Source organism: Mesomycoplasma hyopneumoniae J (assembly GCF_000008205.1).
Taxonomy (GTDB): Bacteria; Bacillota_I; Bacilli_A; order Mycoplasmatales; family Metamycoplasmataceae; genus Mesomycoplasma; species Mesomycoplasma hyopneumoniae.
Genome location: NC_007295.1, coordinates 311,323 through 337,496, shown reverse-complemented (window position 1 = coordinate 337,496; position 26,174 = coordinate 311,323). Strand labels below are relative to the sequence as shown.

Sequence of the window (26,174 nt, the reverse complement as noted above, 5' to 3'; positions counted from 1 at the left end):
GCGGTTTTGATTTTTTATTATTAGTTTAAGTATACTATCAATGGGAATTTCTATTCCTTTGATATACTTTTTTGTAAATCGAACTGTTGAGATCGATATTCTTCCATTTAGATCAAAAATTTTAGAAAATAATTCAAAACCTTCAGGTTTTTACTCAAGCAAATTTCAGAAAATAGATGATTTTATTCAAACTGAAGAATTAAATCGCAATAAAAGTTTTGTAATAAAAAGTAATATATTAGGAAAATATGATTATTTTGATGGTAATAAAATTATTGGGATTACAAAAACTGTCAATAACAAAAGATTAGAAGAAAAAGTTATTAATGGATTAAAAAATATTCCTCAAGATGCGATTTCGTATGATTTCGAAAGAATTTATGACATTGTAAATCTTTATATAAATATAAAACCAAAAAATAATATTTCAAAACTCATTAGATATATTTCCGAATATTACCAAAAGGATAAGAAACTATTTAAATACAAATTAGAACCTCCTAAGGAATATAACCCTATATTTCGTGATTTAAATTTTCTTGTCTCTTATTTTAAATTAAATAATTTGGATTTTGAAAAATATTTTGAAATTAAGAATTGAATAAAAAAATCATTGCAGGAATTAGACTTCAAAAGTGATGAAATTATCCCTGAAATAAACGAAGATCCCATAATTACTTCAAAAAAACAAACTTTGCTTTTTATAAAATATTCTCCGATTTTATCACTAATTTCTCTTTTAGGAAAAGATTTTTTTGCTGATATAATTAAGGAAAAACATGAGTCAATTATTTTTTTAATAAAGAGCTGAGATAATGTTTTTACAAAAAGTTTAAAAAATGGTTCAGTTTGAGACTTGGACCATCCTGCAATTCCAGGGGTAATTTCTTTTTATCTTGTTAGTAAAAATTTTTATGATTATCCTAATCAGGATTGAATAGCGAAAATGAATGCTATAAAAAAATGATTTCTTGATTTTGACAAAAATAGGGATTTAGCTTTTTATGTTTGACCAATAATTAATTATTATTTTTATAATAAGGATAATTTAGACTTTGAAATTACTAAAAAAACAGAAGACTTAGTTAATTACAACTTTGATTATCAATTATTTCCAAATAAACCTGATATTTCACAGACAATTTTTTTATATCAAATTTTTGATTCTGAAAATAAAAAAAATAATGTAAATTCAAAATTGAAACCAACAATTGAAGACTATTTTAATAAAACATTAAAGCAGGCACAAAATTATGATGATTTCTTTTTAGATTTATATAATTTTGTATTTTTTAAGGTAAGATACGATTCTAATTTGTTTATACTTAACAATGATTTTTTAGAAAATATTTTAAGCTATGCTAAATTTGTTAAAAATCCAGTTGATTTTTTCTATTTTTTCAAAACAGTCGCATTATTGAGTGCTTTTCTTGATACAAAAACAAAAATTACAATTTCTGAAGCAGTGGCAAACAATGTTATTAATGCAAAATTAGAAAAAAATTCACCTTTTTTATTTAAATTTATTAATTTATTTTTAAAATTTATAGTAAAAAATGAATTTATCAATGATAAAGAAATTGTTGATTACCTAAACGCAAATCTTGAGGTCAAAAATATAAAAAATCCGCAATTTTTTGAATTATTGTTTCTTTATCTTGAATTTATAAAATCAATTAAAATAATTTCAGAAAATAAACTTGATTATAAGAAGTTAGAAAATTTTATCTTGGGTATAAAAAATGAAATTTTTCAGGAAATTAGTAAAAAGAGTGGCAAAACACCATTTTTAAATATTAAAACAATTTATCTAGCATATCAAATTGATTGGTTAGTAAAAAATGGTACAAATTAAAAATTTGACGAAAAAATTTGGCCCAAGAAAAATTTTTGATAATTTTAGTCTTGAAATTCCCGAAAATAAACTTGTTTTTATAACCGGAGAATCTGGTATTGGGAAAACTACTTTAATTAATTTAATTGCCGGTTTTACTAAAAAAGATGGTGGTGAAATTCTATTTTTTAAAGATGGCAAAGAAGAAAAAAACCCTTTAATTGATGTAGTTTTTCAGGATTTTAACCTTATTAATTCATTTACAGGGTTTGAATTGGAATACAAGCAAGTAATGAAAAAATCAGCAAAAAAAATATGATTAAAAATGCAAATTTTTTGAATATTTCTAAGGAAAATTTGGATACAGTGGTTTCTGATTTATCAGGTGGGGAAAAACAAAGAATTGCAATTTTACGTGCCTTTGCGCGAAAATCAGATTTCATTTTACTTGATGAACCAACAGGTAATTTAGATTTAGAAAATGCCGAAATTATTTTTGAAAAACTCTACCAATTAAGGAAAAACAAGACAATTTTAATAATTAGCCACAATTTAGAACTAGCAAAAAAATACGGGGACTTAATAATATCACTTGAAAGAAAACCGGTTGTAAAGATTCTAAAAATTAAACATAATCAAGTAAAAGTTAACCAAAAACAAGTAGAAATTGATTTATTTTTTAAAAAAAAACCTTTAAATTTATTTGATAAATTTAAATCATTGTTTTTATTTTTAAAAACTGATTTTAAAACAAGGGGGAGTTCAACGCTTTTTGTTTTAATATTTTTTTTAATTAATCTTTTAAGTCTTAATCTTTTTTTTGTCCTTGATTCGAAAGTATCAAATTTTAATAGTGAAAAGATTCAGCAATACCAGTTAGATTCAGTCGAACTTGCAAAGAAAAAAAATATTGCTTTTTTTGATAAGGATTTTCAAAATTTTGAAAGGCAAAAAGAAATTGCTGTCAAAGTTTTACCAATTTTTCCGACTAATAATCTAATTTTTATTGATAAAAATTACGAGATTCCAGAAAATAATGTCCTAAAACCGGCACTAATTTCCTCAGGAACCCCAATTGAATTAATCGATGAGAGCGATTTTTTTAGAAAACGATTTTTCTTTGATAATAAGAATCTAAAAGGTCATTTTATTAAAAATGAGAATGAAATTATCCTTTCAAAAACAGTTATTGATAAACTAAAAATAATAGATCCAATTGGAAAGATAGTAAAAATTCATAAACTTCGTAACTCGAATATTAACAAAAATCCAACAACTTTTGAAGTAATAATTGCCGGGGTTAATTATCTAAAAGATGTCTCAGGCAAAATTCCTTCATTTATTCATTATAAATTAGTTGAAAAAATTAATCAAAAGTTTGGTCGAAATGATACATTTTTTGCTGATTTTGATCATATTCAAATTAGCCTATTAAATGTTTTGAATGCAGGTCTTAACCTAAAAAATGAAGAGGTCCTAGAAAATATTCCCGTCAAAAATTTGATATTAGAAACTGGAAAAATCCCGGAAAACAAAGGTGAATTGCTCTTATCGACTAAATTATTTAACTCAATAAAGAATTCTAAAAATATCAAAATAGGTGATTTTATTATGATTGATTCAGAATTTGGGCAGGCAATTCCTTATAAGATTTCCGGAGTCTTTAATCTAACACAAAATTCGGAATTACTTAGTAAAAATCAGCAACTAAAATCAGAAAATCTTGTCATTTTTTATAAAAATGGTAATGATTTAAGGAAAACTTTATACCCTTCAGGGGCTAAAATTTTCCTTAGAACTGATGATATTGACAAAAATTTAGCAAGATTTAAAGCCGAAAATCCAAATTTTATCTTCTTTAGAGATCTTGAATGAGTAAAAATAAAACTTTTAAGTGGAACTTTTATGATAAAATCGATCCTTTTAGGGATTCAGTTGCTTTTACTTATTGCACTTATAACTTTTTCTGTCTTATTTTCCAAAAACCTAGTGCGGCTTAAAACTAAATCAATCGGAATTCTTAAGTCTTTAGGTCTTAAAAAGCGAAAAATTTTTATTATCCATTTATTAAATATTCTTGTTATTTGCGGGCTTATGCTGACTTCTGGCCTAATTTTGACTCTTGGAACAATGCCATATTTTTATACCTTAATCACAAATGTTGACTTTGGCACGCCGGGCTTTCTACAAATTTTCATAAATTTTATCATTTCCTGGTTTGTAATTAGTTTATTTGTTTTTCTGATTTACTTTTTTATTTCATTAAAAGTTTATAAAAAACCGATTACTGAATTATTACGATATGATTTTCGCTAGTTTTTTAAAAAGTAATTAAGTCGAATTTTTGTCAAAATTATGAATTTTTAAACAAAAATTCATAATTTTTTCTTATTTTTTACAAAAAATTTCAGTTTTTAGTTAAAATTATTGACTGGGTAAAATTTTAGCTAAAAATTTTATAAGGAAAATTTTAAAATGTTTTACAAACAAAGTGATTATGACTATTTTATCAATGCTTATTTTGATTTTCTAAAAAAATTAGGCAGGCCAATTAAACCTTATTCGGAATTAGGAATTAGCGATTATACAAAAAATTACCAAATTTTACTAAAAAATAATCAAAATAAGAAAATTTGGTTCTGGCAGCGACATCATATCGACGAAATTCATACATCTGGGGCAATTTTGATGGCAAATCAGGAAATTTATGATAAGGGCCTAACGGTATTAGTTAACTGAAAAGAGCATGCCTTTTTGCATTATTTGATTGTTTGTGCGCAAACAACATCTCCAAATTTTGGCTTTCTGATGATGGTAAATTTTAATATCTGAGATGAAATTGTTCGCAAATTTTGTAGTTTTTACAATATAAAATATATCAAAAATTGAAATAAACGATTTTTGGGGCTTGAAAATGAGTTAGATTAGCTATGGAAAAATTAAAATTCCAAAAAAACTTTTATTTTGGAATTTTTTTGATATAATAGTTTTACTTTTTTAAATTAAATCTTTTTTTTGGGAAACGACTTGCTGAATTTTATTTTTTATGTTTTGCCAAAAAAAAAAAAAAAAAAAAAAAAAAAAAAAAAAAAAAAAAAATAACTTAAAAAATTTTTGTTTTAAGTTTGAAATATGGTATAATTTAGAAAACTATAACCTGTGCCTAATAATCCTGTGCCTAATATAATAATAAAAATTGAAAAAAGGAGGAAAAAATGGTAAGAATTCGACTTCAAAGAATGGGATCAAAATTCAACCCGTTCTACAAAATTGTCGTAGCAGATGCCCGCGCTCCACGGGATGGAAGATTTATTGAAGCGCTTGGATATTATAATCCACAGCAAAAATTTGCAAAAGTAAATTTAGAAAAAACTTATCGCTGATTGCATATAGGCGCACAAGTAACTCAAACCGTTAGAAATATTTTCTCTAAAAAGGGTGTTTTTAAAAATTTTCTAGAACAAAAATCATCAAGAGCTTAATTTTTTTTCTAAATACAACAGATGAAAATTAACATATTAACACTTTTTCCCCGTTATTTTGAGGTTTTCTGTAGAGAATCAATAATTGGAAAAGCAATTAAGCAAAAAAAAATAACAATAAATGTTGTTAATTTTCGAGACTTTAGTAAAAATAAGCACAAAAAAGTTGATGACTATGTCTATGGTGGCGGTCCTGGTTTACTTTTACAAATTCAGCCAGTTGTTGATGCTCTTGAAAAGGTAGGTGGTCTTAAAATTGCTCTTAGTCCACAAGGACAAAAATTTGATCAAAGCGTTGCGAGAAAGCTTGCAAAAGAAGATGAAATTACGATTTTATGTGGTCATTATGAGGGTTTTGATCAAAGAATTATCGATAATTTTATTGATTTTGAATTATCACTAGGCGATTTTATTCTAACTGGAGGCGAAATTGCTGCAATGGCAATAATTGATGCAATTATTCGGTTAAAACCAGATATAATAAACCCAGAATCACTTAAAAATGAGACTTTTAATGATTTTTTATTAGATTTTCCGCAATATTCGCGACCAGCAAATTTTCGCGGCCTAGAAGTTCCTAAAGTTCTAATTTCTGGAAATCATAGAGAGATTGGAGAATGACGTCAAGAACAGCGAGAGCTAATTACTAAAAAAAAACGACCAGATTTATGAGAAAAATTTTTAAAAATAAAAAATAAAAAATAAATTAATTTTCCATTATAATTTTTTAAAAACAAATTAAAAATAGGGAGTTCAAAATGCAAGCAAAATTAATCGAAATTCTTGAATCAAGCCAAATCCGTTTATATCCTCAATTCCAACCAGGAGATAATGTTAGGGTTTATTTTAAGATTCAAGAAGGTAATAAAACTAGAATCCAAATTTTCGAAGGCCTTGTAATTAAATTCAAAAAAAATGGGCTATCTTCCAATTTTGTTGTTCGTAAAATTTCGCATAATGTTGGTGTTGAAAGAACTTTTTTATTACATTCACCTCTTGTTGATAAAGTTGAAGTAATCCGGTCAAATAAAGTTCGCCGCGCGAAATTATATTATATGAAAAAACGTTCTGGAAAGTCTGCTCGTCTTAAAGAAATTAAACGAAAAGAATTAAAAAATTTATAAAATCGTGGAAAAATTAATTATTGTCGAATCCCCTAATAAAATTAATACAATTTCATCGTATCTTGATTCAAGTTATAAAGTTACAGCTTGCGTCGGTCATATCACAAATCTTGCTAAAACTGGACAGTTTGGTTTAGGAATTGATATTAACACTTGAACTCCATCTTATGTTCTTGACAAGACCAAAAAAAAAACAATTGATGAGATTAAAAAGTTAGCAAAACAAGCAAAAACTGTAATAATTGCCACCGATGCCGACCGCGAAGGCGAGGCAATTGGCGCTTCACTTGTCGAACATTTAGCCATTACTGATAAATACCAACGGATTAAATATAACGAAATTACCAAAACAGCAATACTCGAAGCCTTGGAAAACCCTGGTGAACTTAATCAAAATTTAATAAATTCCCAACAAACAAGGCGAATGTTAGATCGAATTATTGGATTTCGGCTAACTGCCTTATTGAAAAATAAAATTAAAAATCCACCTAAAAATCCGGCAGCAGGTCGCGTTCAATCATTTGCTCTAAGCCTTATTTTTGACCGTGAAAAAGAAATACGTGAATTTATACCTGAAAAATATTTTAATTTAGAAGTTAAAATTAATGACGAAAATGGTAATTTTTTTGATACAATTTATTGTAATCAACAAAATGAGGCAAAGAAAGTCAACTGAATTAATTCAGAAGAAGAACTTTCTGAGATAATTGCTGAAATTAAAGAAAATCCTTATCTAATTTTTAAAAAATATAGCAAAGCAACCCGGAAGGACCCAAAAGTTATCCCGCTAAAACAGGCGACAATTTTTAAGAAAATGTCACAATATTCATCTGCTAGTGTCTCAAATGCGCTTCAAAAACTTTATGAGGGTTATGGCGATTATGGTTTGATTTCCTATCCGCGTACTGATTCAACAAGGCTAAGTCAAACTTTTATTGAAAAAGGTAAAGAATTTATTATTAAAAATTTTGGACCTAAATATTTTACTAAAAGTATTAAAGGATTTGCTGGCGATCAAGATGCCCATGAGGCCATTAGACCAACAAATTTAGAGCTAAGTCCGGAACTAGCAAGAGAAAAATATCATTTAGGTCAAATTGAATTTCAAATTTATCAACTAATTTACCAGACAACAATTCAAGCCTTAATGAGATCTCCGGAACGAAAGATTACTAATTTGACTTTCAAAACACCTATAAAAGATCATATTTTTTCTTATAGTTATTCAGAGTTTACTTTTGATGGATATTATAAAGCCACTGAAAAACCAAGTTTAAAATTTAAACCTGAATTTTCTGATATAGAAAGTTTAATTAGCAAAAAATTTCAGGTCGATAAAAATTTTGATAATTCGATAAAATCTTCATTACATCAAACGAAACCGCCAGCCCATTTTCGTGATGGAACTTTAATTGAAAAATTAGATGATGAAAAAGTGGGTCGCCCCTCAACTTTTGCAATTTCAGTAAAAAAATTAAAGGATCATTTATATGTTGATTCTGAATCAAAATCGCTTGTTTTAAGTGATTTTGGCAAAATTGTCTATGAAAATTTAAAAATAATTTCGCCAGAAATTATTGATGCAAAATTTACAGCTCAAGTTGAAGAAGAACTTGATTTAATCGCTCAAGGGAAACAAGATTATAAAAAATATCTTGATTCAATGTGATCAAAAATTGAAAATACTATAGAAAAGGCGGTTGAAGTTGAAAAGGTAATAATGGAAGCCAGAACTACTGGAGAAAAATGCACAGAATGTGATGCTGATTTGGTTTATCGTTATAATCGGAAAACAAATCAGCGTTTTATTGGCTGTTCTAGTTTCCCAAATTGTCGCTTTATAAAAGTTGATGAAAATGCTAAAAAAGTTTACCGATTCAGAAAGAGAAATACCAAAATTTTAACAAATAAATAATATATTTTTAAAAAAATATAAGAAAATGTTATGGTTGATACTAATTTAATTGTTGTAGTTGTTTTACTTGTAACTTTAATTATCGGTTTTTTTGCTTATAGTTTTATCACAAATCGTATAAAATTAAGAAAATTAAAAACTGAAAAAGAGGAAATGAAAAAATTGGCAAATAAATCCTTGGCAATTTTTTTAGCCAGAATTATTATAATTATTGAAAAAAACGAGGAATTAGTAGAAAACTTCGTAGTTGGTAGTAAATTAAAAATGTCAGATTTAAATAATTTAGCTAAAATCCATTTACTAAGAATTGAAAAAGATCCAATTGTTGATCAGATTTTAAAATCTGGCTATGAAACAGAAAAAATTTTTTTTGATAATTTAAATTTATTAATTAAAAAAAAGTCAAATTTATGAAAAAAAAGAAATTCTGATGAAATTAAGTATTTTTTTGATTTTTTTTCATTTTTAAAGGAATTTGATCAAACAATTCTCAGCTTTTTTAATGAAGAAAAAATTAAATTTCAAAAATATTATCAGTCGTTAATTAACGATCTAAAAAAAGGTAAAATTAAAAGTGAACAAATTTTAGAACTTTCTGATGAATATTTTGAAACGTACCGAATTTCACCAAATAATATAAAACGATCTTTTTGAAAAAAATGAAGAAGAAAAAGCTAAAAATCCGTGCTTATTTTGTTAATTTCCTAACTCTTTTTCGGATAATTGCAGCAACAATAATCGGTTTTTTCCTTTATTTTTTTAGCAAAACCGACAATTTTTCTCTCTTTTTAGGTTCTTTTTTTTTGTTTATCATAGGTAGTTTTTCTGATTTATTTGATGGTTTTCTTTCAAGAAGATGAAACGTTGTTACTGAATTTGGTAAAATCTTTGATCCGATTACTGATAAAATTTTAACAACAACAACCTTCTTTTTTCTTGCTTATTTAACCTTAGTACCTTGATTTTTAGTATTGATTTTTGTTCTTAGGGATATAATTATTGATGGTTTTCGTATCTTTTTAGCCAAAAAAAACGTTAATGTTGCTGCAAATTTTTGAGGAAAACTTAAAACTATCCTACAAATTGGTGCCATATTAACAATTTTTACTGGTTATTCTACCAGTAGAGAAATTTTTCAAAACTATTATTATTTTTTTAACTCACCAGTAATTCTGGCTTGTTTAGTTTCATTAATTTCGGGGTTTATTTATTTAAAAATTCTATTTCGGATAGCTAAAATTAAATAAAAAATAAAAAATTAGTAAACATTCTCAATAATAGCTGCTATAAAACTATTAAAAAGTGGGTGTGGATCGAGTGGACGCGTGATAAATTCAGGATGATATTGAACTCCAATATAAAAAATATGTGATTTTGACTCACATACTTCAATCAAGTCGGTTTTTGCATCTTTACCACTAAAGATAAAATCAGTATTTTCAATTTTAGCCGAATATTTTTTAACCACCTCAAATCGGTGTCTATGACGTTCAAAAGACGAATTTTTACCATAAATTTTTGCAATTTTTGAATTTTTTGCAAAAATTACTTGATATTCACCCAGTCTTAATGTCCCGCCAATCTGTAATTTTGAACCTTCTTGGTGATTATAATCAAGAACGCTTATCTGATCAGGTTTTTCTGCTAAAAATTCGGCTGAATGGGCGTTTTTTATTCCGTTAAGCCTGGCCATCGCTACTGTCATCACCTGCATTCCAAGACAAATTCCAATTGTTGGTATATTATTTTGGTAGGTAAAAATTGCTGCTTCTACTTTATTTTCAAAGCCGCGAAAGCCAAAACCAGGAAGGATAATAATTCCCTGAAAATTTTTTAGTCTGGCCAGAGAAAAATTTTTATCTGCCGTATCAACAAACTCTAATTCAAGATTAACTTTTTGGTGCGCAGCACAAATTTTAAAAGCCTCTAAAATTGACTTATAAGCATCAAGAAATTCGGTATATTTGCCGAGCGCACCTATTTTCACTGTTTTTTCCCATTTTTTTAGTAATAAATTAGTAAATTCTTTTCATTTTTCTAATTTTGGTTGGCGAAATTCCAACTGAAAATGTAAAAAAATTGATTTTAATAAAGCTGTTTTTTCAAGTAATAATGGTAGTTGATAAATATTTTGTAAATTAGGAATAATTATAATATTTTCTAATGATAAAAAGGCGCTTTTTGCTACCTTTTTAGCAATTTTTTCGTCAATTTTATCATTTTCTAAGCGAAGAAAAATTGCATTCGCACGAATTCCGCGCGAATTTAACTTAGCAATTGAAAATTGTGCCGGCTTTGTTTTAAACTCCCCGGATGCATTTAAAAATGGAATGTAAGTTGTATGAATAAAAAAAACATCCTTAAAATTCGATTCGGATGCCATTTGGGATGCTGCAAAATAAAACGGATTTGATTCCATATCGCCAACAGTTCCGCCTATTTCGACTAGAACAAAATCAGTTTTATATTTTTTTGCTACATTTTTAATTCTTAAAATTATTTCATCGATTACATGTGGAATTATCTGAACTGTTTTTCCTTGATAAAAGCCTCTACGTTCTTTTTCAATAATTGAAAGTAAAATTTTGCCACTTGTATGATTTGAATCCTTTGAAAAATTTTGGGCAACAAATCTTTCATAATGGCCTAAGTCTAAATCCGTTTCACCTCCATCGGCAGTAACAAAAACTTCACCATGCTCATAAGGGGATAAAACACCAGGATCAACGTTTAGATACGGATCTAATTTGAGAATATAAACAGAATAACCACAACTTTTTAATAAATTAGCAACTGAGGCAACTGATACGCCCTTACCAATTCCAGATAAAACACCACCGGTAACGAAAATAAATTTAGCCATAATTTCCTTTAAATTAAAAATTATACTATAAATTTAAGCGTTTTTTGCATAAAAAATTAAGTTTAATTAATTTCAAAAGAAAATATTATAAACTAATTTCGAACCTTAAAAATAAATATAACTTATAAAAAATATCAAAAAGTTCTACCAATTTTTGATTTCTAATTTAATATAATTATATCATAAAATCACAAAAAATTTATTGATTTTTAGCCTTATTTATTAGGACTATTGAGGGTTTTTTTTTTTTTTTTTTTTTTTTTTTTGATTAATAGTCAAAAAAATACTATAAAAACATAGTTTTTTTGATTAATAGAAAAATTTATTTTCACTAAAAGTCTCAGAAATAATAAATTGGAAACCTTTTAATAAATTAACTAAATTTTCTTGAAATTAAGTTATAATAATGGCGCAAAGGATTTCTTGTTAATTCCTATAAAAGTTAAGTATATTTTAATTTTTTAATATTTTAAAAATTTTTAAGATTTTTTTTTAAAAATTTTTAAAAATAGTGTAAAATTGTTAAATTATGAGTGTTCTAACCATTTCAAAAAATTTTAAATTAACTCACATTGAAAAATTAATTATCCGATTTATTGAAACAAAACCACGAAAATTTGTTGAGCAAACTATCAATGAACTTGCATCAACCTTATTTATAAGTGTCGGAACAATTACACAATTAACAAAAAAGCTTGGATTTAACAATTTCAAAGAATTAAAAAAATTCGTAATTGAATGACTTAAGCTTGATGAGGATAATAATTTATATAACGAAAACGACCAAATTGAAAATATTAACCTGCTTTATGTACACAGTATCGAGAAAACACTAGCAATTCTTAATGTTTCGCAAATTAATCGAATTGTTGATACTGTTCTTAAAATGGATAAAATTATTACTTATGGCACAGCCTCTTCAATAACTGTTGCTACAGAATTTTCAAATAATCTTAGAAATTTACACCTTAATAGCCTATGCGCAAAAAATATTTCCGATATTGCCTCATGGATTGGCAATCCTGGTAGTACTTGCCTCGTTATTTTTTCGGTTTCAATGGCTTCTCGCGATGCAGTTGCGCTTACTAAATTGGCAAAACAACACCAAATAAACACCATTTTTATAACTTCAAATACAAATTTGGAAAAGAATTCATTCTCAGAAGTAGTTTATTTTGATACTTTAGAACAAAATAATAGTATTTTTCCAGTTGGTTCTAAAGTATCACAACTTTTTATTGGTGATCTAATTTCGTTAAAAATTCGAAAAAAATTAAATAGTTCTCGTTCAGAATTTTTTAATGAATTTAGACGTCTTTGGTATAAAAAAATTAAAAATCATTAATTTTTTTTATAATTTTTTAGAAAAAAATCTTTAGCAATTTCTATATCATCATTTCTGAGATTATTAGTATGGTTTGAATAAATATAACGAATTTGCTTAATAATTTCTAAATAACCCGTAAAATGTTCATTTTTGGAAAAAAAATGAATTTTTCCAGTTTTATTTGCAAATTTTATTTGTAAAATTACAGGAAATTTTAAATTTTTATTAACTACCACCAAATAAGCGAGGTAAAATCCAGCGGGTGGACAAATAAGATTCTTATCCCAAACAAATTCCTTATTTGCATCAATTTTGAGGCTAATTAAAAAATTTGTTGCCAAAAATTTGTTCAAATTTTCAAAATCACCAAATTCAAGAAATAATTTTAAATTTTTAGTTGAAATTTTTTTTTGTCCATCTTTTAGATGTTCAATAATTTTTGTCCTTGGAAAAAATTCTTGTAATTGCTCTGGATTTCAACTAGCATTTTTTCCAAAGGCAAAATTTTTACCAACAACAAAAAAATCTACTTGTAATTTAAGGAAAATTTCGACAAATTTTTCACCTCTTAGTTGTTGTAATTCAGTATTAAAATCAAAAAGGATGATATTTTTAACCCCTGAATTTGCCATCATCTGAATTCGAGCATTTAAATCTGAAAAATTTTCCTTTGTATTTTTAGGTAATTTTGACGGGTCCTTAATTACCATAAAAACAATTTCATCACTGATTTCTGCGGCTATTTTTAATAGTTTAAGATGCCCTAAATGGAAAGCTTCAAATCCACCAAGGACAAAAACTGGCTTCTTTAAATCGAAATTAGCTAACGGATAAGTATAAACTTTTACCATTTTAGTCAATTATTTTTAACTGTTTTGTTTTAAGATAAACCCCAAATGATTCCATCGGCGGGGCTAGATCATCAGCTACTTCCTTAACCTCATCCAGGGCGTTTTCCATTGCGATCCCATAACCGACATTTTTTAGCATCCTTGTATCATTACGGGAATCACCAAAAGCAATAATTTCACTTGTTTTGATATTATTCATTTTGGCTAAAACTTCTAAAGTTGACATTTTATCAACATTTTTTGCTCCAATAAAAAAACCTCATGACCAACGCGAGCTCACCGATACATTAAGTTTTTTCTCATTAATAAAATTTTCAAAATCAATTTGAATCTGTGATACCCTTTCGTGGTCATCAAATATTGTAAAAATATGAAATTTTTCTTTAAAATCACATTCAGATAAAGGTTTAATTTTATCTAGATAAATTCGTAAGAACTTAGAGGAAATTTTTGGATAGTAATTTGAGGTATAAATGGATTTAATTCCCATAATTACATAAGGTGTTTTGCGCTGATCAAAAAATTCGACTATTCTTAAAAAATCACTTATCCCAATAGTTTTTTCATAAATTATTGCTTTTTTTTGAAAATCATAAATAAAGGCACCGTTAGCACCAATAAAAAAATCAACATTTTTTGCCGCTATCAAATTACCAATTGTGATAAAATCACGGCCGGTTACAAAAGTTGAAATTATCTTTTTTTCTTTTAATTTTGCAAATAATAACTGGATTTGATCAGGAATTATCTGACCACCATGGGGCACTATTGTATCATCGATATCTGTGGCAAAAAGTTTAAATTTATTCATTTTGTAGTGAATTTTAAGTATTAATTATTTTTTTTATACGGTTGCCAAACAATTTTTTCGTAATTAGTACATTATTAATTATTTTACCAAAACCAACAACTTCATCTTTGAAAATTAAGGTGTTTAGCTCGCTGTTTTTGGCAAAATAATTAATTTTTTTACCTTGTAATAATAATTCTAAATTTTCAAGATCTAATTTTACCTGCTGCAAATCAAATAAATCTTGAGGTTTTAAAGATTGATTTAAAAATTTTTTATCAAAATTCCCAATTTTTGTTCTTTCAAGATCACATAAGTATGCCCTAGTTTTTAGCATTTTTCCTAAATCATCAGCAAGTGAGCGAATATAGCAACCGCGAGAAACTTGTCACATTATAACACAATTTTGCAGCTTTTCATCAAAATTTATTAAAATTGTTTTACTAATTTTAATACTAATCGGTTTTAATTCAATCTGTTTACCTTGACGAGCATAATGATAAGCCGATTTTCCAGATACTTTTTTACTTGAAAAAACTGGTGGAACCTGTTTTTGGCTTTCTGATAATCTATTTAATGCTTGTTCTAAATTGTCTTTAGTAACTTTAATCGCCTGTTCCACCGGGTAAATTTGACCTTCGGCATCATAGGTTGTTGATCAAAAACCAAACTGAATTTTTGCTAAATAAGTTTTTGTCTTCTGATCTAAATATTGTAATAATTTTGTATCATCTTCAGTTGCAACCAATAAAAGTCCGGATGCTAATGGATCAAGAGTGCCTGCATGGCCTGCTTTTTTAATCAAATTAGTTTTTGATCACTGCCTTAGAAATTTTGCGGAGCTAATTTTTTTTGGTTTATATAAAAATGTAATCATCTTTTTTTCTTTTTTTTAAAAAAAAAAAAAAAAAAAAAAAAAATCAACACAAGGTTGACCTATCATCGTGGTGCGCAAGAAGGGACTTGAACCCTTACACCCGAAGGCACTAGAGCCTAAATCTAGCGTGTCTGCCATTTCACCACTCGCGCAAAAGTACACGCAGTTTAAGAAATAATTTTATTTTTGGTGCCACTTATAGGAATCGAACCTACGACCTTTCGCTTACAAGGCGACTGCTCTGGCCTGCTGAGCTAAAGTGGCGAAATGGTGGAAGATAAGGGACTTGAACCCCTGACCTTCGCCTTGTAAGGGCGTTGCTCTCCCAACTGAGCTAATCTTCCTTTATTTTGGTGACCCGTACGGGAATCGAACCCGTGAATCCATGGATGAAAACCATGTGTGTTAACCGCTTCACCAACGGGCCTAATGGCGCCGATTGCGGGGATCGAACCTGCGACCAACTGGTTAACAGCCAGCTGCTCTACCGCTGAGCTAAATCGGCATAGTAATAAAAGTATTAATAATTATACTATAAATTTTTATTTTAACAAATTTTTTCTTACTTTTTTTTTTTTTTTTTTTGTTTTACACAAAAAGATTGACAAAAATTAATTAATTCATTAATTTTTGTCATTTACTGCTTTAAAACTTATAATTTTGCGGTTCTTATAAAAACCGCAAAATTGGCAAATATGATGAGGTAGCTTTTTATTTGCACAGTTACTACAACTGACTAAATTTGGTAATTTCAGCGCTGAATGCGACTGTCTTTTATGTTTACGTTGTTTTGATGTTTTTCTCTTGGGAACTATCGCCATTTCTTTCCTTTATTATAAATAATTTCATTTTCATAAAAATATCAATAAAAAAATGAAATTATTTATAGAATTTATCAATTTCTGCACAAACCTGATCAGGTCCTGTGATTCGATAAGTAATTTTTTGTTGATTATTAATTATAACATAATTTATTAATTTTACCGAAAAAATTTCTGGAATTTTTTGAATTACTTTTAGATAAGGATCAGGAATATCCTTCATAGGCAGTGAAAGCGTGATATCACGATATTTTAGTTGGGAGTTATCATAAGGTCTAAATTTAATTTTCCCTCCCTCTTTTTTAGGGATTTTTTCCACTTTTGAGAGCAAAATCTCTAAAAAATTAACATTTTCATAGTTATATTTTTCCGCAACCTGACCTAGTCAACCAACTAAGACATTATCAAGATAAATAAATTGTGACTTTTCGGGATTGAGGAATTCTGAATCTGCTGGAAGAAAATCGAAATCATAATTATACAATATTTTTAAATGCTTTTTTAAGTCTTCACTTGTATAAATAGTTGAAGCAAGCGCTAAAGAATGATTTCAGCCTGCAATTGAGCCTTTTTCATATAGACTAATCTCAGTTATTTTTCTTTTTTGGTTGTATTTGGTAATTTTTGCAAGCTGTCAGGCTAAGGAATAACGAATTTTTGTATGTTCTTGAGATGGAAAAGTTAGAAGATCCTGACTTTTAAGTTCTAGTGGATTAAAATTTTCTTCTTTTGAAATCAAAAGAAATGAATTTGTTTCATAATATCCAAGTGTTTTAAGTTTCACGGGTTCAAAATCCGGGTTTGGAATTTTGGCTTTTACTTGCTCTAATTTGCAGTCTTTTAGTTTTTCAAGGCCATAAAATCTTAGAAAATCAGCCGCATAATCAGCAAAAAATTCAATATCAACCCGATAAAAAGGGGGACTAAAACTAGTATTATCAAAATTATACCCGATTTTTTCAAGAATTAAATTAGTTTTACTAATATCTTCCTGACTAAGTTCTAGACCTAAAATCTCTTTAAGCTCGTTATAATTTAAATCAAGAAAAGTTTTTTTGGAAATTAAACTCTTATCAAAATTAATTGGTCAGGAAAAGTCAATTTTTTGATCTTCTAGAAAAAAATTTAGAAAAGATAGGGCGATAAAAGTTGTCCCATAATTATAATTTTTTCCTAACTGGGTTAATTTTAGACTATTTTTCTTTAAAAATTGTTTAATTTGCTTTACCTTCAGCAAATTAAATTTTGGCATTATTAGGAAAAAACTATTATTTTCCATAATTATTTGATCAGAAAACTCGGGAATTAATAACGGTTTTTTTTCTTGATTAAGAAAATGATAACTTGAAATTGTATCAGGCTCGTATTTTATTTTAACTTTTTGCTCTATTAGTTCAACTTTTTGCTGGTGTTTTTCTAATTGGAGACAATAGGAAGGTTGGCCTGTATAAATTAGGATAAAATTAGAGAAATTTTGAGCTAAATTGCCAATTTTTACTTCTGATTTTAAAAGCAAAAAAATGTCAACTAATGCTAGTTTAGGTAACTTTTGAATCTCAAGGGCAAAAATTTTACTATCAGTTTTATTAATAATTTTAAGCTCTGAATAAAATTTACCACTAATTTCCTTGTTTATTAGACTAAAATCTGTCTTAAAAAAAGCAGCAAGCTCATTTGCCAAGACCAAATATGAATTACCATCTGGTCGATTTCATAAAAGTTTTATATCCAAAATTAGATCATCTAGTTCTAAAACCTTAAGTGGATTAGATTCAAGATCAAAAATTGGATCAAAAACAAGCACACCTTGATCTAATTCTGAATTTAACAAATGCTTATTAAAACCTAGCTCCACTGCAGATATTAACATTCCCTCGGAGATATGCCCGCGTAATTTTTTTGCCAAAAAAGTAGTATTTCCACTTTTTGAACCAGGGATAAATGCAAGAACTTGTTTGTTTTCTATAACATTTTTTGCTGCTGTTTGAATTTCTCTGATTTTATCAGCAAATTGAACTTTACAAATTCAGAGATTATCAGCTTCTGGATTTTTTCTAATTTCTAAAATTTGACCGAATTTAATCCCGGAAATTTCATTTAATTTTGTTATTTGATCAACTTCAAAACCAAGATTTATTAAACTATCAATTACTTTTTGGTCACTAAAAGCCTCTAAATTTGCTAATTTTTTTAGTCTTCTTAATGAAAAAAGCATTACTCTCTACCTACCTAAATTGTTTTAAAAAACGTAAATCATTTTTATAAAATTCCCGAATATCGCTAATTCCGTATTTGACCATCGCTAGCCGTTCAATTCCTATTCCTGCAGCAATTCCATAGATTTTTTTTGCACTAAATCCTGCATTTTTCATCACCTTTGGATGTAAAAGTCCACAACCTAAAATTTCAATTCAGCGATTATGATAGAAAATATCAACCTCAAAAGAAGGTTGAGTAAATGGAAAGTAAGAAGGGCGAAACCGAGTTTTAAGTTTTTCTTCAAAAACATATTCAAGTAAGTCGCTAATTAAACTTTTAAGATGAGAAACACTATAATTTCCAGTTGCTACTAAATCTAGTTGATTAAATTGATGCGAATGCGTTGCATCTTCTTCGTCATTACGGAAAACTTTTCCATAGGAGTAAAAGGCTAATTTTTGGTTAGGGTATTTACTTATAATTTCGATTGAAATTCCGGTTTTATGAGTTGCAAGCAATTGATTATCGCTAAAAACTAAACTCTGACTAGGATCAAAAGCTGGATGTTTTGAGTCAATATTAAGTTTGATAAAATTATACTCAAAAGTTGTTAATTCGTTAGATTTAATATATTTAAAACCAAAGATAGTTAGAAAATCTGTCATTCTTTTTAGCAAACTTGAAATTAAATTAAGGGAATATGGCATATTTTTTAAATCTCGATTCTAAATGTTGGTTTTCTTAAGAATTAAAATTTTATTATTTCAATTACTTAATTATAATGTTTATCAATTATACTATAATAGGTAAAAATTTTCAAAAAATATACTTTAAAATTCCTACATTTTTTTAAAAAAATGTTTAAAAATAGCAACTTTTTACCTTTTAGCTAATAAAAATAAACAATTTTTTATAACTTTTAATGTCTTCAAGTTATACTTGCTTATAGAAATTCAAGGTTGATTTTTAACTTTTTTTTTTTTTTTTTTTTACTCGGGTTTAAATTAATCAGATTTAATAACATGAAATCACCTAAATTATCCTATAGAAAAAAATTCTAAACTATAAGTTTAGATCTTGAATAATTTAGTGGCTTCTAATAATTTTTGGTTAAAATCACAATCCTTTTCGGATTTTAGTTACTAAAAAATTAAAATATGGTATAATTTTAATTAAATTGTAAATTCGCGGAGGTGAGCTTTTAATGCAGGCTAATTTGATTGGCAGATTTATCAAAAATAAAAAAGCAATTTTGGTACTAGCTTCAACTTTTGCTGGGTTAATTTTATTTACTACTTCTGTCGGAATTAGTTTAACAATTAAATATAATGGTTCTCACCCGCGGGCAAAAGTTAATGAATTTGCACAAAAAATTAGTTTTGTTAGTTTTAAACCTGAGCAAATTAGTAAAAATAGTAATTTCTGAAAAATAAAAGAAAAATTGTTTTCCGGTGATCAGCTTAAAAAAGAAATAAATCTTGAAGAGTATCTCCAATTTTATATTTTTGATAAAAATTCTAATGATTTGGTTAAATTCTCAAAAGATTCAAATCCTTTTTCTATTGAATTTGAATTTAGTGATTTAAAATTTGATGATTTAAACCAAAATTTTAATCTTAAATTTCGTGTTAGGCAAAAACAAAAAAATAATCAATATGCATATTCGGATTTTTTCAGCCAACCAATTACATTTTATGAATCAAATAAATTTTTAAAAGCAGATTTTAACTTTGTTCTTCAAAAAATGTTTCGCCAAATTAATGAAAATATTTTAAATATAGGTAATTTTACCACAAATTTTTCTGATCAAACTAGTAAAAAAAAATTAAAAAAGTTATACAGAGCAATTGATTTTGCGCAAGAAGTTAATAAAATTGAAAATCCAAACGAGGTTGAGGTCAAAATAAATGAAATTTTCCCTGAATTATCTAACTTGATTTTACAAGCACGCGAATCGAAAGATAATAAAATTGGAAAAACAGAAAATCCGATTTTTAGTCTTAAATTTATAAAAAATAAAACTAATAATCAATTTGTAAATCTACAAGATAATATCCCAACTATGTATCTTGAGGCAAAATTAACTGATCAAGCCGCAAAAATGTTAGGTGATATTGGTCAAAACTTTAGCGAAAAAATCTTTGAAATTAGATTTGAAACTAATGATAAAAAATCATTATTTTTCAATGTTGAGAATTTTTTTCAAAATATTAAACTAAAACCACTAAAATTTAACACTGAAGAAAAAGACGGAAAATTAATAATAACTAAACTGAATCCTTTTGACATATTTTCAAAAATTAAATCCGGAATTTTATCTGCCAATACTAACCAAAATTACATAAAAGGGGTTATTAATTCTTTATTAGAAGAGGATTTAGCTCTAGATTTTGGGCCGACTTCAAAACTAATTCCACAAAATCAAAACGGAATTAGTTTTGAAATTATCCAACAAAATGCTAAATTAAAAAATGAAAATGATAATTATATAATTGAAATTCCCTATAAAATTTTCCTTAGAGAATCCTTATTTAAACCTGGTTCACAAAAAATTATCTATGAAAAAGAGTTGTTTTTAAGTATTGGCGGCTTTGGTATATCAAATAAAAATGGTCAAAATCTAATAATTCCCGGAAGCCAGAAAGCTTTAATTTATCGGAGAAATTCACTTTTTAATGATGAGGAAAGTCATGAAAATAAATTTATTTCAACTTTTGGTCAACCGGTCATTTCGAATAATCCCTTAAAAAAAGAAGAAATTGATAATTTATTATTGCAACAAGATTATAAAGGTTTAGAAAGACAGCTAAATTCATTATCACGGTATAATTTTAATTTTGATAATTTTGAGGCCAAAGTTCGGGCTTGATCTGGTAAGACATACTTACCTAGTTTAACAGAAATTGCAAATTTTCGATTAAATCAACAAAAAATTGATATAAATTCACAAAATCAAGAGCAAAAAATTGAACTAAAAACACTACATTCACAAAGTTTTTTTATAAATCCTTCGGATGTAACAGCTTTTTTTGCTGATTTAATTCAGAAAAAACCAAGCCAAATAGCAAATAGTTTTTTCTTAATTGCAAAGGCTTTTGGACTTTTAAATCAAAATCGGACTGCTTCGCAAATTTTTAATAACCTGGCTGGAGAAAATATCTTTGAAGCTAGTTCAAAAGTTCATTTTGATAATAAAACTACAAATATTTTAAGTTTTAATAATCATTTCGCTGATTTTTATAATCAAGGGTTTTTTTCATCCCTTTTTCTTCCAAAATCAATAAAAGATAAATTCAATAATCTAAAAAGCAAGTCAATTTCTGATGTAATTAGTATTTTAGAAGACCAAGAACTTTTTAAAGAAACAGCTAGAAAATTTACAAGACAACAAATTGAGGAAAACCTAAAATCAAGTGTTAAATTCACAACATTGGCCGACCTTCTTTTAGCTTTTTATTATAAGGCTAGTCAACTTGATAATTTTTTAGGGTGAACAAAATTAGATACCAATTTAGATTATCAAATTGTGTTTCAAAAAGAAAATGAAATTTCAAAAGCTCGTTATGATTCTGAAATTCAGAAGCTAAAAAAACCCGAATTAAATTCTTTAGAAAAACAGGAAAACTTAAATAAAAATTCTGAAATTCAACCAGAATCTAAAAATTTAGACTCTGATAATAACATAAAAAAATCAATAAATGGAAATTTAGAAAAAGATAATACTTATAATGCCAATGTTGATAATGAATATCTAACATTAAATTTTTACTATATTATTGGTGATTCTAGTCAGAAAAAATTTTTCTTTCAAAGCCCAATTCAAAAAATTTTAATAAATTTCTCAACTCAAAAAATTGATGAAAATTCTAAAATACAAGAAAAATTCGATAAGGTAGTTGAAAGTGTTCCGGCTGATTTGTTAAGTTATAGTGTCAGTGAAGAAAATTTTAAAAAAATTAAGGAAAAATTAACAAATAAGCATTCACCTGAACCAAAAAATAATGACAATAATAACGATTTAGATTTATATTTTAAAGAAACTTCCATAAATATTGATAAAATTAGTTCTTATTTTAAAGAACAATTTCCCAAAGAGGAGACAAAATTTTTACTTGAACCAAGTTTTGAAAACTCACTAAATACGGATAAACTAACCTTTTTAATAAGTTTTTATCTTAATAAGAAGGATAAAAATCCCAAAGATTTAAAAGCTGATAATAAAAATGATGAAAATAGCCAGATAAATCCAATTATTGCAAGGCAGAAATTAAAAATTATAATAACAAAAAATTCTAAAAATTAATAAAAAATTAATTTTTAGAAAAATAAAAATACAAAATTAAGAGGTCTAAAATGAAAAAAATACCTAATTTTAAAGGATTTTTTAATAAACCAGCAAAAATTGTAACTAGCATTTTGCTTCTAAGTGGTATTATAACTATTTCAACTGCAATTCCTTTAGGTATTTGGTCATATAATCGCGCTTATTATCAAAAATTAAATGAAAAATCACAAAATTTAAGTATTAGTCAAACTGAAAATCCCTTTGAAAATAATCTTGGAAAATTCTTTGATAATTTATTCATTAGTAATCAATTCAAAGAATTATCAGCTAGTACAGCATTTGAATTAGCAAAAAGCAAGATTTATAATCTTGACCTTTTAACGTTAATTAATCTTGATAAACTATACCAAAAAAATTACCAAATTAGTTATGATCTAAGTAATGCAACAGCAAGTGGAACTGCAATTAAAAATATTGTATTTTTTATAAGAACTAGCGATCAACGGCAAATTTTTTCAAAAGCAGTTGAAATTAAAGGTTTTTCTGATAAAAATATTGAAAAAAATCTTGCTAAATTTGAAATTGATGAAAAAAAATCATCAATTTCAATTAAACCGCAAAATTTTTTAAGTTTTGCTGAGTTTAGCAAGGAATTACAAAATCAATTTATTAAAACTAGCAAAACCCAAAAACAAACATTTATTGCTTTTGAAGAGGCGCTTATTCAACTTGGAGGTTCGTATAATTTAGTTAACAGTCTCGGCTTACCAACTTTTATTCATAAAGGGCAAATTTTAGAACCAAAAATTTTTGATAATAATCTTAATTTTACAAACCAAGGGAATAAAAATTACCTTAATTTTATCTTCACAAATGAAGGAAAAAAAACAGAAATTCCCTTAGAAATTAACGGAATAACCCCTGATTTAGAGATTAAAAATGAAATAATTAAGTGAATAAAAGCGGAACTAGAAGAAAAAATCAAGCTCAAGGAAAGTATTCAAGCTGAATTAATTAGGGAAAATTTATCACTTGCAAAATCATTTTATGTTGATAAAAATAATAATCCTTGGATATCAACAACAAAAAATTTTGAAAACTTATTTGATTATGTACAAAGCGAGCATCTAATTAATACTAATAAAATAAAAAATTATATCACAAACATAAATTTTAAAATCAAAAAAAATAGTGAAATACCTGCTTTAGAACTTAATAATTTGCTAAAAGATGATAAAATTCGGCTTGAAATAAATGTTGATATCTCAAAGTGAGTCCAACAAAAACTAATTAAAATTTTAAGTTTTAAGTTTGATTGGGACCTAAAACCAGACCTGAATCAGTATGCCCGGATTTTTGCACAAAATCTACCCGAGCCAAAATCTGAGGTATTCTTACTAAGAAAAGATGAAAATTCAGCAGCGTGAACTAGTAAAAAACTAGTAAATATAATAAATAAAATTAAGGAATTTAACAATGAATTAGACCCAGAAAATCCTGATATAAAGTTAGTTAGCCAACTTTATTTACTTGATTTTGGCAAAATTGGTGATGAAATTGCTATAGAAAATTATAAAAGAGAATTAATAAGAACTGCTAAAATCCTTAAAAATCAACTAGTTAAAGTCCAAGAATTTAGTGATGATCAGGTTAATAAAGCACAAAACAATGAAAAAAGTTTAGGAAAAGCAATTTGAAAAGTGCTTAATATTCAGCGTAATTTAATAAATGATGATATAAGCTCTGATTTTATCCTTGATAATAAGGAAGGTGATTTTACTATCAAATTTAGTCTAATTTCAAATAAAAATAAGCAAAAATTAGCCACAAGAAAGATTAAAATTTCAAATATTGTCAGTTCTGAAATGAGCGCTTTTGATGATGCAGCTAAATTTTATCCAACTTTTTTTCTTGATGGCAAGTCATCTTTTTCAAAATCAGACAATAAAAAAGGCTATGAAATTATAGATTTATCTGATAATAATATTCATTTTGAGGATGATTTAGATAGTAAAAATCAACTAACTCAAGAAGGTTTTAAACTAACAAATCCGATTAAATTTCAGCAAAACCAATCAAAAACAAAAGAAAATATTGCCAGAACAGTCAATATAAGTAGCCCAAGTTTCAAATCAGCACCATTTTCACGGCTTGATTCAGGGCTAATTTATTTAGCATTTAAACCAAAAAATATCAATGACTATAAAAAACATTACCTACTTGCAGACTCAGATGGAAACGGTCTTTTTATTCAAAAGATTAAAAATTTTAAATTTATAAATAAAAATACCACAATCCAAGGGATTGCAGGACTAAAAACTGAAAAAACTACGGAAAATTCGGATATTACCTTTATCAAACCCGAAAATTTAGACCAAAAAAACAAAGATGAAACACAACAAAAACAAGTTGATGGTTATTTTATCGGACTTGACTTTAAACAGATAAAAAATTTTAAATCATTTCAGTCATATTTGTACCAGAACAAAAAAAGCCTTTATTCCTTAGCTAATTTATTCCCACCTGAATTAATTGATAAGCAAGCAGTAATTCTTGGGCCTAATTCCTGAAAGCCAATAAAAAATTTTAGCGCTGAAATAAATCAAAATTTAGACAATCTAGCCATAGTTGAACTTGCAAATCGAACTGGCGAAAATCGTTTTTATCGCCAGGAACTAAGAAATTCTAGTCCTTTTTTACTTGAAAAAAGTAAAGAAATAATCGAAGATGACCAAGATATTGTCCTTGAAATTATCAAAACTCCGTGATCAATTGAAATTAGTGCTTTTTCATCATCAAATTATCAGCTAAATTCAAAAACATCACTTAATTTAAATGGAAAAACTATCTATAATATTAACCCAGTAAGTCAAAAATGGTCACCATTTCCGAATTATCTAAATCTTGACTGGGCCCAAATTGGGCCAAATCCAAAAAAAACAACGGATAAAAATGGTTCTAACAACGAAAAAATTAACAAAAATAGCAGCATAATTTTAAAAGGAATAGCAGTTTATAACGATCCAGAATTAACAACAAAGACAAGAAATTTTGCCCGCGATCAAATAAGAAACGCCTTTATTAAAGCATATATAAAATAAAATTTTTTCAAAAATTTATGAACTAATAACTTTGCTTTGTTAGACAAAATTATTAGTTCTATTTTTATAATTCTAATTTAAAAAACACTTGTTTTTATAGTGTTTTTTAAATTAGAAATGAATTAGAAATTTATTTTAGCACTGGATTTATTCCATAAACTGGAAGAATTCCATCCCTTCAAAGTAATAAATTTTTGTTTTTTGCCTTTTCCTGGGCATTTCGCAATGCATTAATTAAATCGCGGTATTCCGGGTAATAATAATTTTTTTTTTGATTTTCATATTGACTATAACGATTAATTGCAAAACCACCTTCTACCATTTTCAGATTAATATTTTCACCATTTTCATTGCTAATGATTGCTACAAGTCGATGATATGGATCGGTATTTACGATCTCAAAGGAAATTCAACGGTCAAGAATTAAATCCTGAAGTATTTTTTTTGCCCGTAGACCGTGAAATTTCATTAATTTTTTATTTATTCTTGGATTGGGTCTTTGAAGTTGAAGTTCAGGAGTATCTATCCCAAAAAGTCGAAAATGACGGTTGTTTTTATCAGTGAAAGTATCACCATCATAGACATCTTGTACAAAAGTTGTATATTTTAGACCTTTGCGAATTAATGAATTTTTTTCGAAAACTTGAAAGTTTTTTATTGGATTATTTCCATCTTTGATAGTATTTTCATCTTTTAAGGAGCTAG

21 protein-coding genes and 5 tRNA genes are annotated in these 26,174 nt (G+C 26.9%); 13 read left to right on the top strand and 13 right to left on the bottom strand.

Annotation, left to right across the window (positions count from 1 at the left end; translation table 4 throughout):
• The first annotated feature begins 58 nt into the window (after positions 1-58).
• From MHJ_RS01535 to pgsA, 10 genes are all read left to right on the top strand, one after another.
• Positions 59-1,855 (top strand): hypothetical protein, encoded by a 1,797-nt coding sequence (locus MHJ_RS01535; RefSeq protein ID WP_237697237.1) that lies wholly within the window; start codon positions 59-61, stop codon positions 1,853-1,855.
• Positions 1,842-2,306 carry an ATP-binding cassette domain-containing protein gene (locus MHJ_RS03845; RefSeq protein WP_237697236.1) on the top strand — a complete coding sequence of 155 codons (465 nt, stop codon included), beginning with the start codon at positions 1,842-1,844 and terminating at the stop codon, positions 2,304-2,306. Before MHJ_RS01535 ends, MHJ_RS03845 begins: the two co-directional genes overlap by 14 nt.
• Positions 2,201-4,150: an ATP-binding cassette domain-containing protein gene (locus MHJ_RS01530; protein WP_237697249.1), complete on the top strand. Its 1,950-nt coding sequence runs from the start codon at positions 2,201-2,203 to the stop codon at positions 4,148-4,150. Before MHJ_RS03845 ends, MHJ_RS01530 begins: the two co-directional genes overlap by 106 nt.
• A 159-nt stretch (positions 4,151-4,309) precedes the next feature.
• A complete protein-coding gene (locus MHJ_RS01525; RefSeq protein ID WP_011284057.1) occupies positions 4,310-4,762 on the top strand; it encodes a hypothetical protein in 453 nt (150 codons plus the stop codon).
• 287 nt (positions 4,763-5,049) lie between these two features.
• Entirely contained in the window at positions 5,050-5,316 is a 267-nt protein-coding gene (gene rpsP, locus MHJ_RS01520; RefSeq protein ID WP_011205932.1) for a 30S ribosomal protein S16, read from the top strand.
• Between the two features lie 21 nt (positions 5,317-5,337).
• Positions 5,338-6,021 (top strand): tRNA (guanosine(37)-N1)-methyltransferase TrmD, encoded by a 684-nt coding sequence (gene trmD, locus MHJ_RS01515; RefSeq protein ID WP_011284056.1) that lies wholly within the window; start codon positions 5,338-5,340, stop codon positions 6,019-6,021.
• A gap of 53 nt (positions 6,022-6,074) precedes the next feature.
• Complete coding sequence (rplS, locus tag MHJ_RS01510; RefSeq protein WP_011284055.1) at positions 6,075-6,440, top strand: 50S ribosomal protein L19; 366 nt, start codon at positions 6,075-6,077, stop codon at positions 6,438-6,440.
• A 4-nt stretch (positions 6,441-6,444) separates the two neighbouring features.
• On the top strand, positions 6,445-8,355 hold the full coding sequence (topA, locus tag MHJ_RS01505) for a type I DNA topoisomerase (RefSeq protein WP_044284622.1): 1,911 nt from the start codon (positions 6,445-6,447) through the stop codon (positions 8,353-8,355).
• Between the two features lie 30 nt (positions 8,356-8,385).
• Entirely contained in the window at positions 8,386-9,033 is a 648-nt protein-coding gene (locus MHJ_RS01500; protein ID WP_011284053.1) for an MHJ_0274 family protein, read from the top strand.
• Positions 9,015-9,602: a CDP-diacylglycerol--glycerol-3-phosphate 3-phosphatidyltransferase gene (gene pgsA, locus MHJ_RS01495; RefSeq protein WP_044284745.1), complete on the top strand. Its 588-nt coding sequence runs from the start codon at positions 9,015-9,017 to the stop codon at positions 9,600-9,602. The genes MHJ_RS01500 and pgsA overlap by 19 nt, the downstream gene beginning before the upstream one ends.
• 11 nt (positions 9,603-9,613) lie before the next feature.
• Here pgsA and MHJ_RS01490 read toward each other — a convergent pair whose 3' ends face one another.
• Positions 9,614-11,218, bottom strand: a complete 1,605-nt coding sequence (locus tag MHJ_RS01490; RefSeq protein ID WP_011284051.1) for a CTP synthase — start codon at positions 11,216-11,218, stop codon at positions 9,614-9,616.
• Positions 11,219-11,747: 529 nt separating this feature from the next.
• Here MHJ_RS01490 and MHJ_RS01485 point away from each other — a divergent pair.
• Positions 11,748-12,563 carry a MurR/RpiR family transcriptional regulator gene (locus MHJ_RS01485; protein ID WP_044284621.1) on the top strand — a complete coding sequence of 272 codons (816 nt, stop codon included), beginning with the start codon at positions 11,748-11,750 and terminating at the stop codon, positions 12,561-12,563.
• Here MHJ_RS01485 and MHJ_RS01480 read toward each other — a convergent pair.
• From MHJ_RS01480 to MHJ_RS01430, 11 genes are all read right to left on the bottom strand, one after another.
• A complete protein-coding gene (locus tag MHJ_RS01480; RefSeq protein ID WP_044284744.1) occupies positions 12,560-13,396 on the bottom strand; it encodes an FAD synthase in 837 nt (278 codons plus the stop codon). The genes MHJ_RS01485 and MHJ_RS01480 overlap by 4 nt on opposite strands.
• Before the next feature lies 1 nt (position 13,397).
• Positions 13,398-14,207: a YcsE-related riboflavin metabolism phosphatase gene (locus MHJ_RS01475; RefSeq protein ID WP_014579735.1), complete on the bottom strand. Its 810-nt coding sequence runs from the start codon at positions 14,205-14,207 to the stop codon at positions 13,398-13,400.
• 13 nt (positions 14,208-14,220) lie between these two features.
• A complete protein-coding gene (truB, locus tag MHJ_RS01470) occupies positions 14,221-15,063 on the bottom strand; it encodes a tRNA pseudouridine(55) synthase TruB (protein WP_011284047.1) in 843 nt (280 codons plus the stop codon).
• A 68-nt stretch (positions 15,064-15,131) separates the two neighbouring features.
• Positions 15,132-15,215, bottom strand: a tRNA-Leu gene (locus MHJ_RS01465).
• A gap of 35 nt (positions 15,216-15,250) precedes the next feature.
• Positions 15,251-15,327, bottom strand: a tRNA-Thr gene (locus MHJ_RS01460).
• A 4-nt stretch (positions 15,328-15,331) separates the two neighbouring features.
• Positions 15,332-15,407: transfer RNA gene (locus MHJ_RS01455), tRNA-Val, on the bottom strand.
• A gap of 7 nt (positions 15,408-15,414) precedes the next feature.
• Positions 15,415-15,490: transfer RNA gene (locus MHJ_RS01450), tRNA-Glu, on the bottom strand.
• A gap of 3 nt (positions 15,491-15,493) precedes the next feature.
• Positions 15,494-15,568, bottom strand: a tRNA-Asn gene (locus MHJ_RS01445).
• Positions 15,569-15,686: 118 nt separating this feature from the next.
• Complete coding sequence (rpmF, locus tag MHJ_RS01440; RefSeq protein ID WP_011284046.1) at positions 15,687-15,884, bottom strand: 50S ribosomal protein L32; 198 nt, start codon at positions 15,882-15,884, stop codon at positions 15,687-15,689.
• A gap of 58 nt (positions 15,885-15,942) precedes the next feature.
• The gene (locus MHJ_RS01435; protein ID WP_011284045.1) at positions 15,943-18,099 is read right to left on the bottom strand and encodes a phenylalanine--tRNA ligase subunit beta; all 2,157 of its coding nucleotides are present in this window, start codon (positions 18,097-18,099) and stop codon (positions 15,943-15,945) included.
• Positions 18,100-18,109: 10 nt separating this feature from the next.
• Entirely contained in the window at positions 18,110-18,790 is a 681-nt protein-coding gene (locus tag MHJ_RS01430) for a hypothetical protein (RefSeq protein WP_014579732.1), read from the bottom strand.
• Positions 18,791-19,287: 497 nt separating this feature from the next.
• Between MHJ_RS01430 and mhp107 the strand changes: the two genes are divergently transcribed.
• A complete protein-coding gene (gene mhp107 / locus MHJ_RS01425) occupies positions 19,288-22,386 on the top strand; it encodes a P97 family multifunctional adhesin Mhp107 (protein WP_044284620.1) in 3,099 nt (1,032 codons plus the stop codon).
• A 50-nt stretch (positions 22,387-22,436) separates the two neighbouring features.
• Complete coding sequence (locus MHJ_RS01420) at positions 22,437-25,469, top strand: P110/LppT family adhesin N-terminal domain (RefSeq protein WP_044284619.1); 3,033 nt, start codon at positions 22,437-22,439, stop codon at positions 25,467-25,469.
• Positions 25,470-25,599: 130 nt separating this feature from the next.
• On the opposite strand, the gene MHJ_RS03840 is transcribed toward MHJ_RS01420, so the two are convergent.
• A complete protein-coding gene (locus MHJ_RS03840) occupies positions 25,600-26,091 on the bottom strand; it encodes a thermonuclease family protein (RefSeq protein ID WP_269076329.1) in 492 nt (163 codons plus the stop codon).
• Between the last annotated feature and the right edge of the window lie 83 nt (positions 26,092-26,174).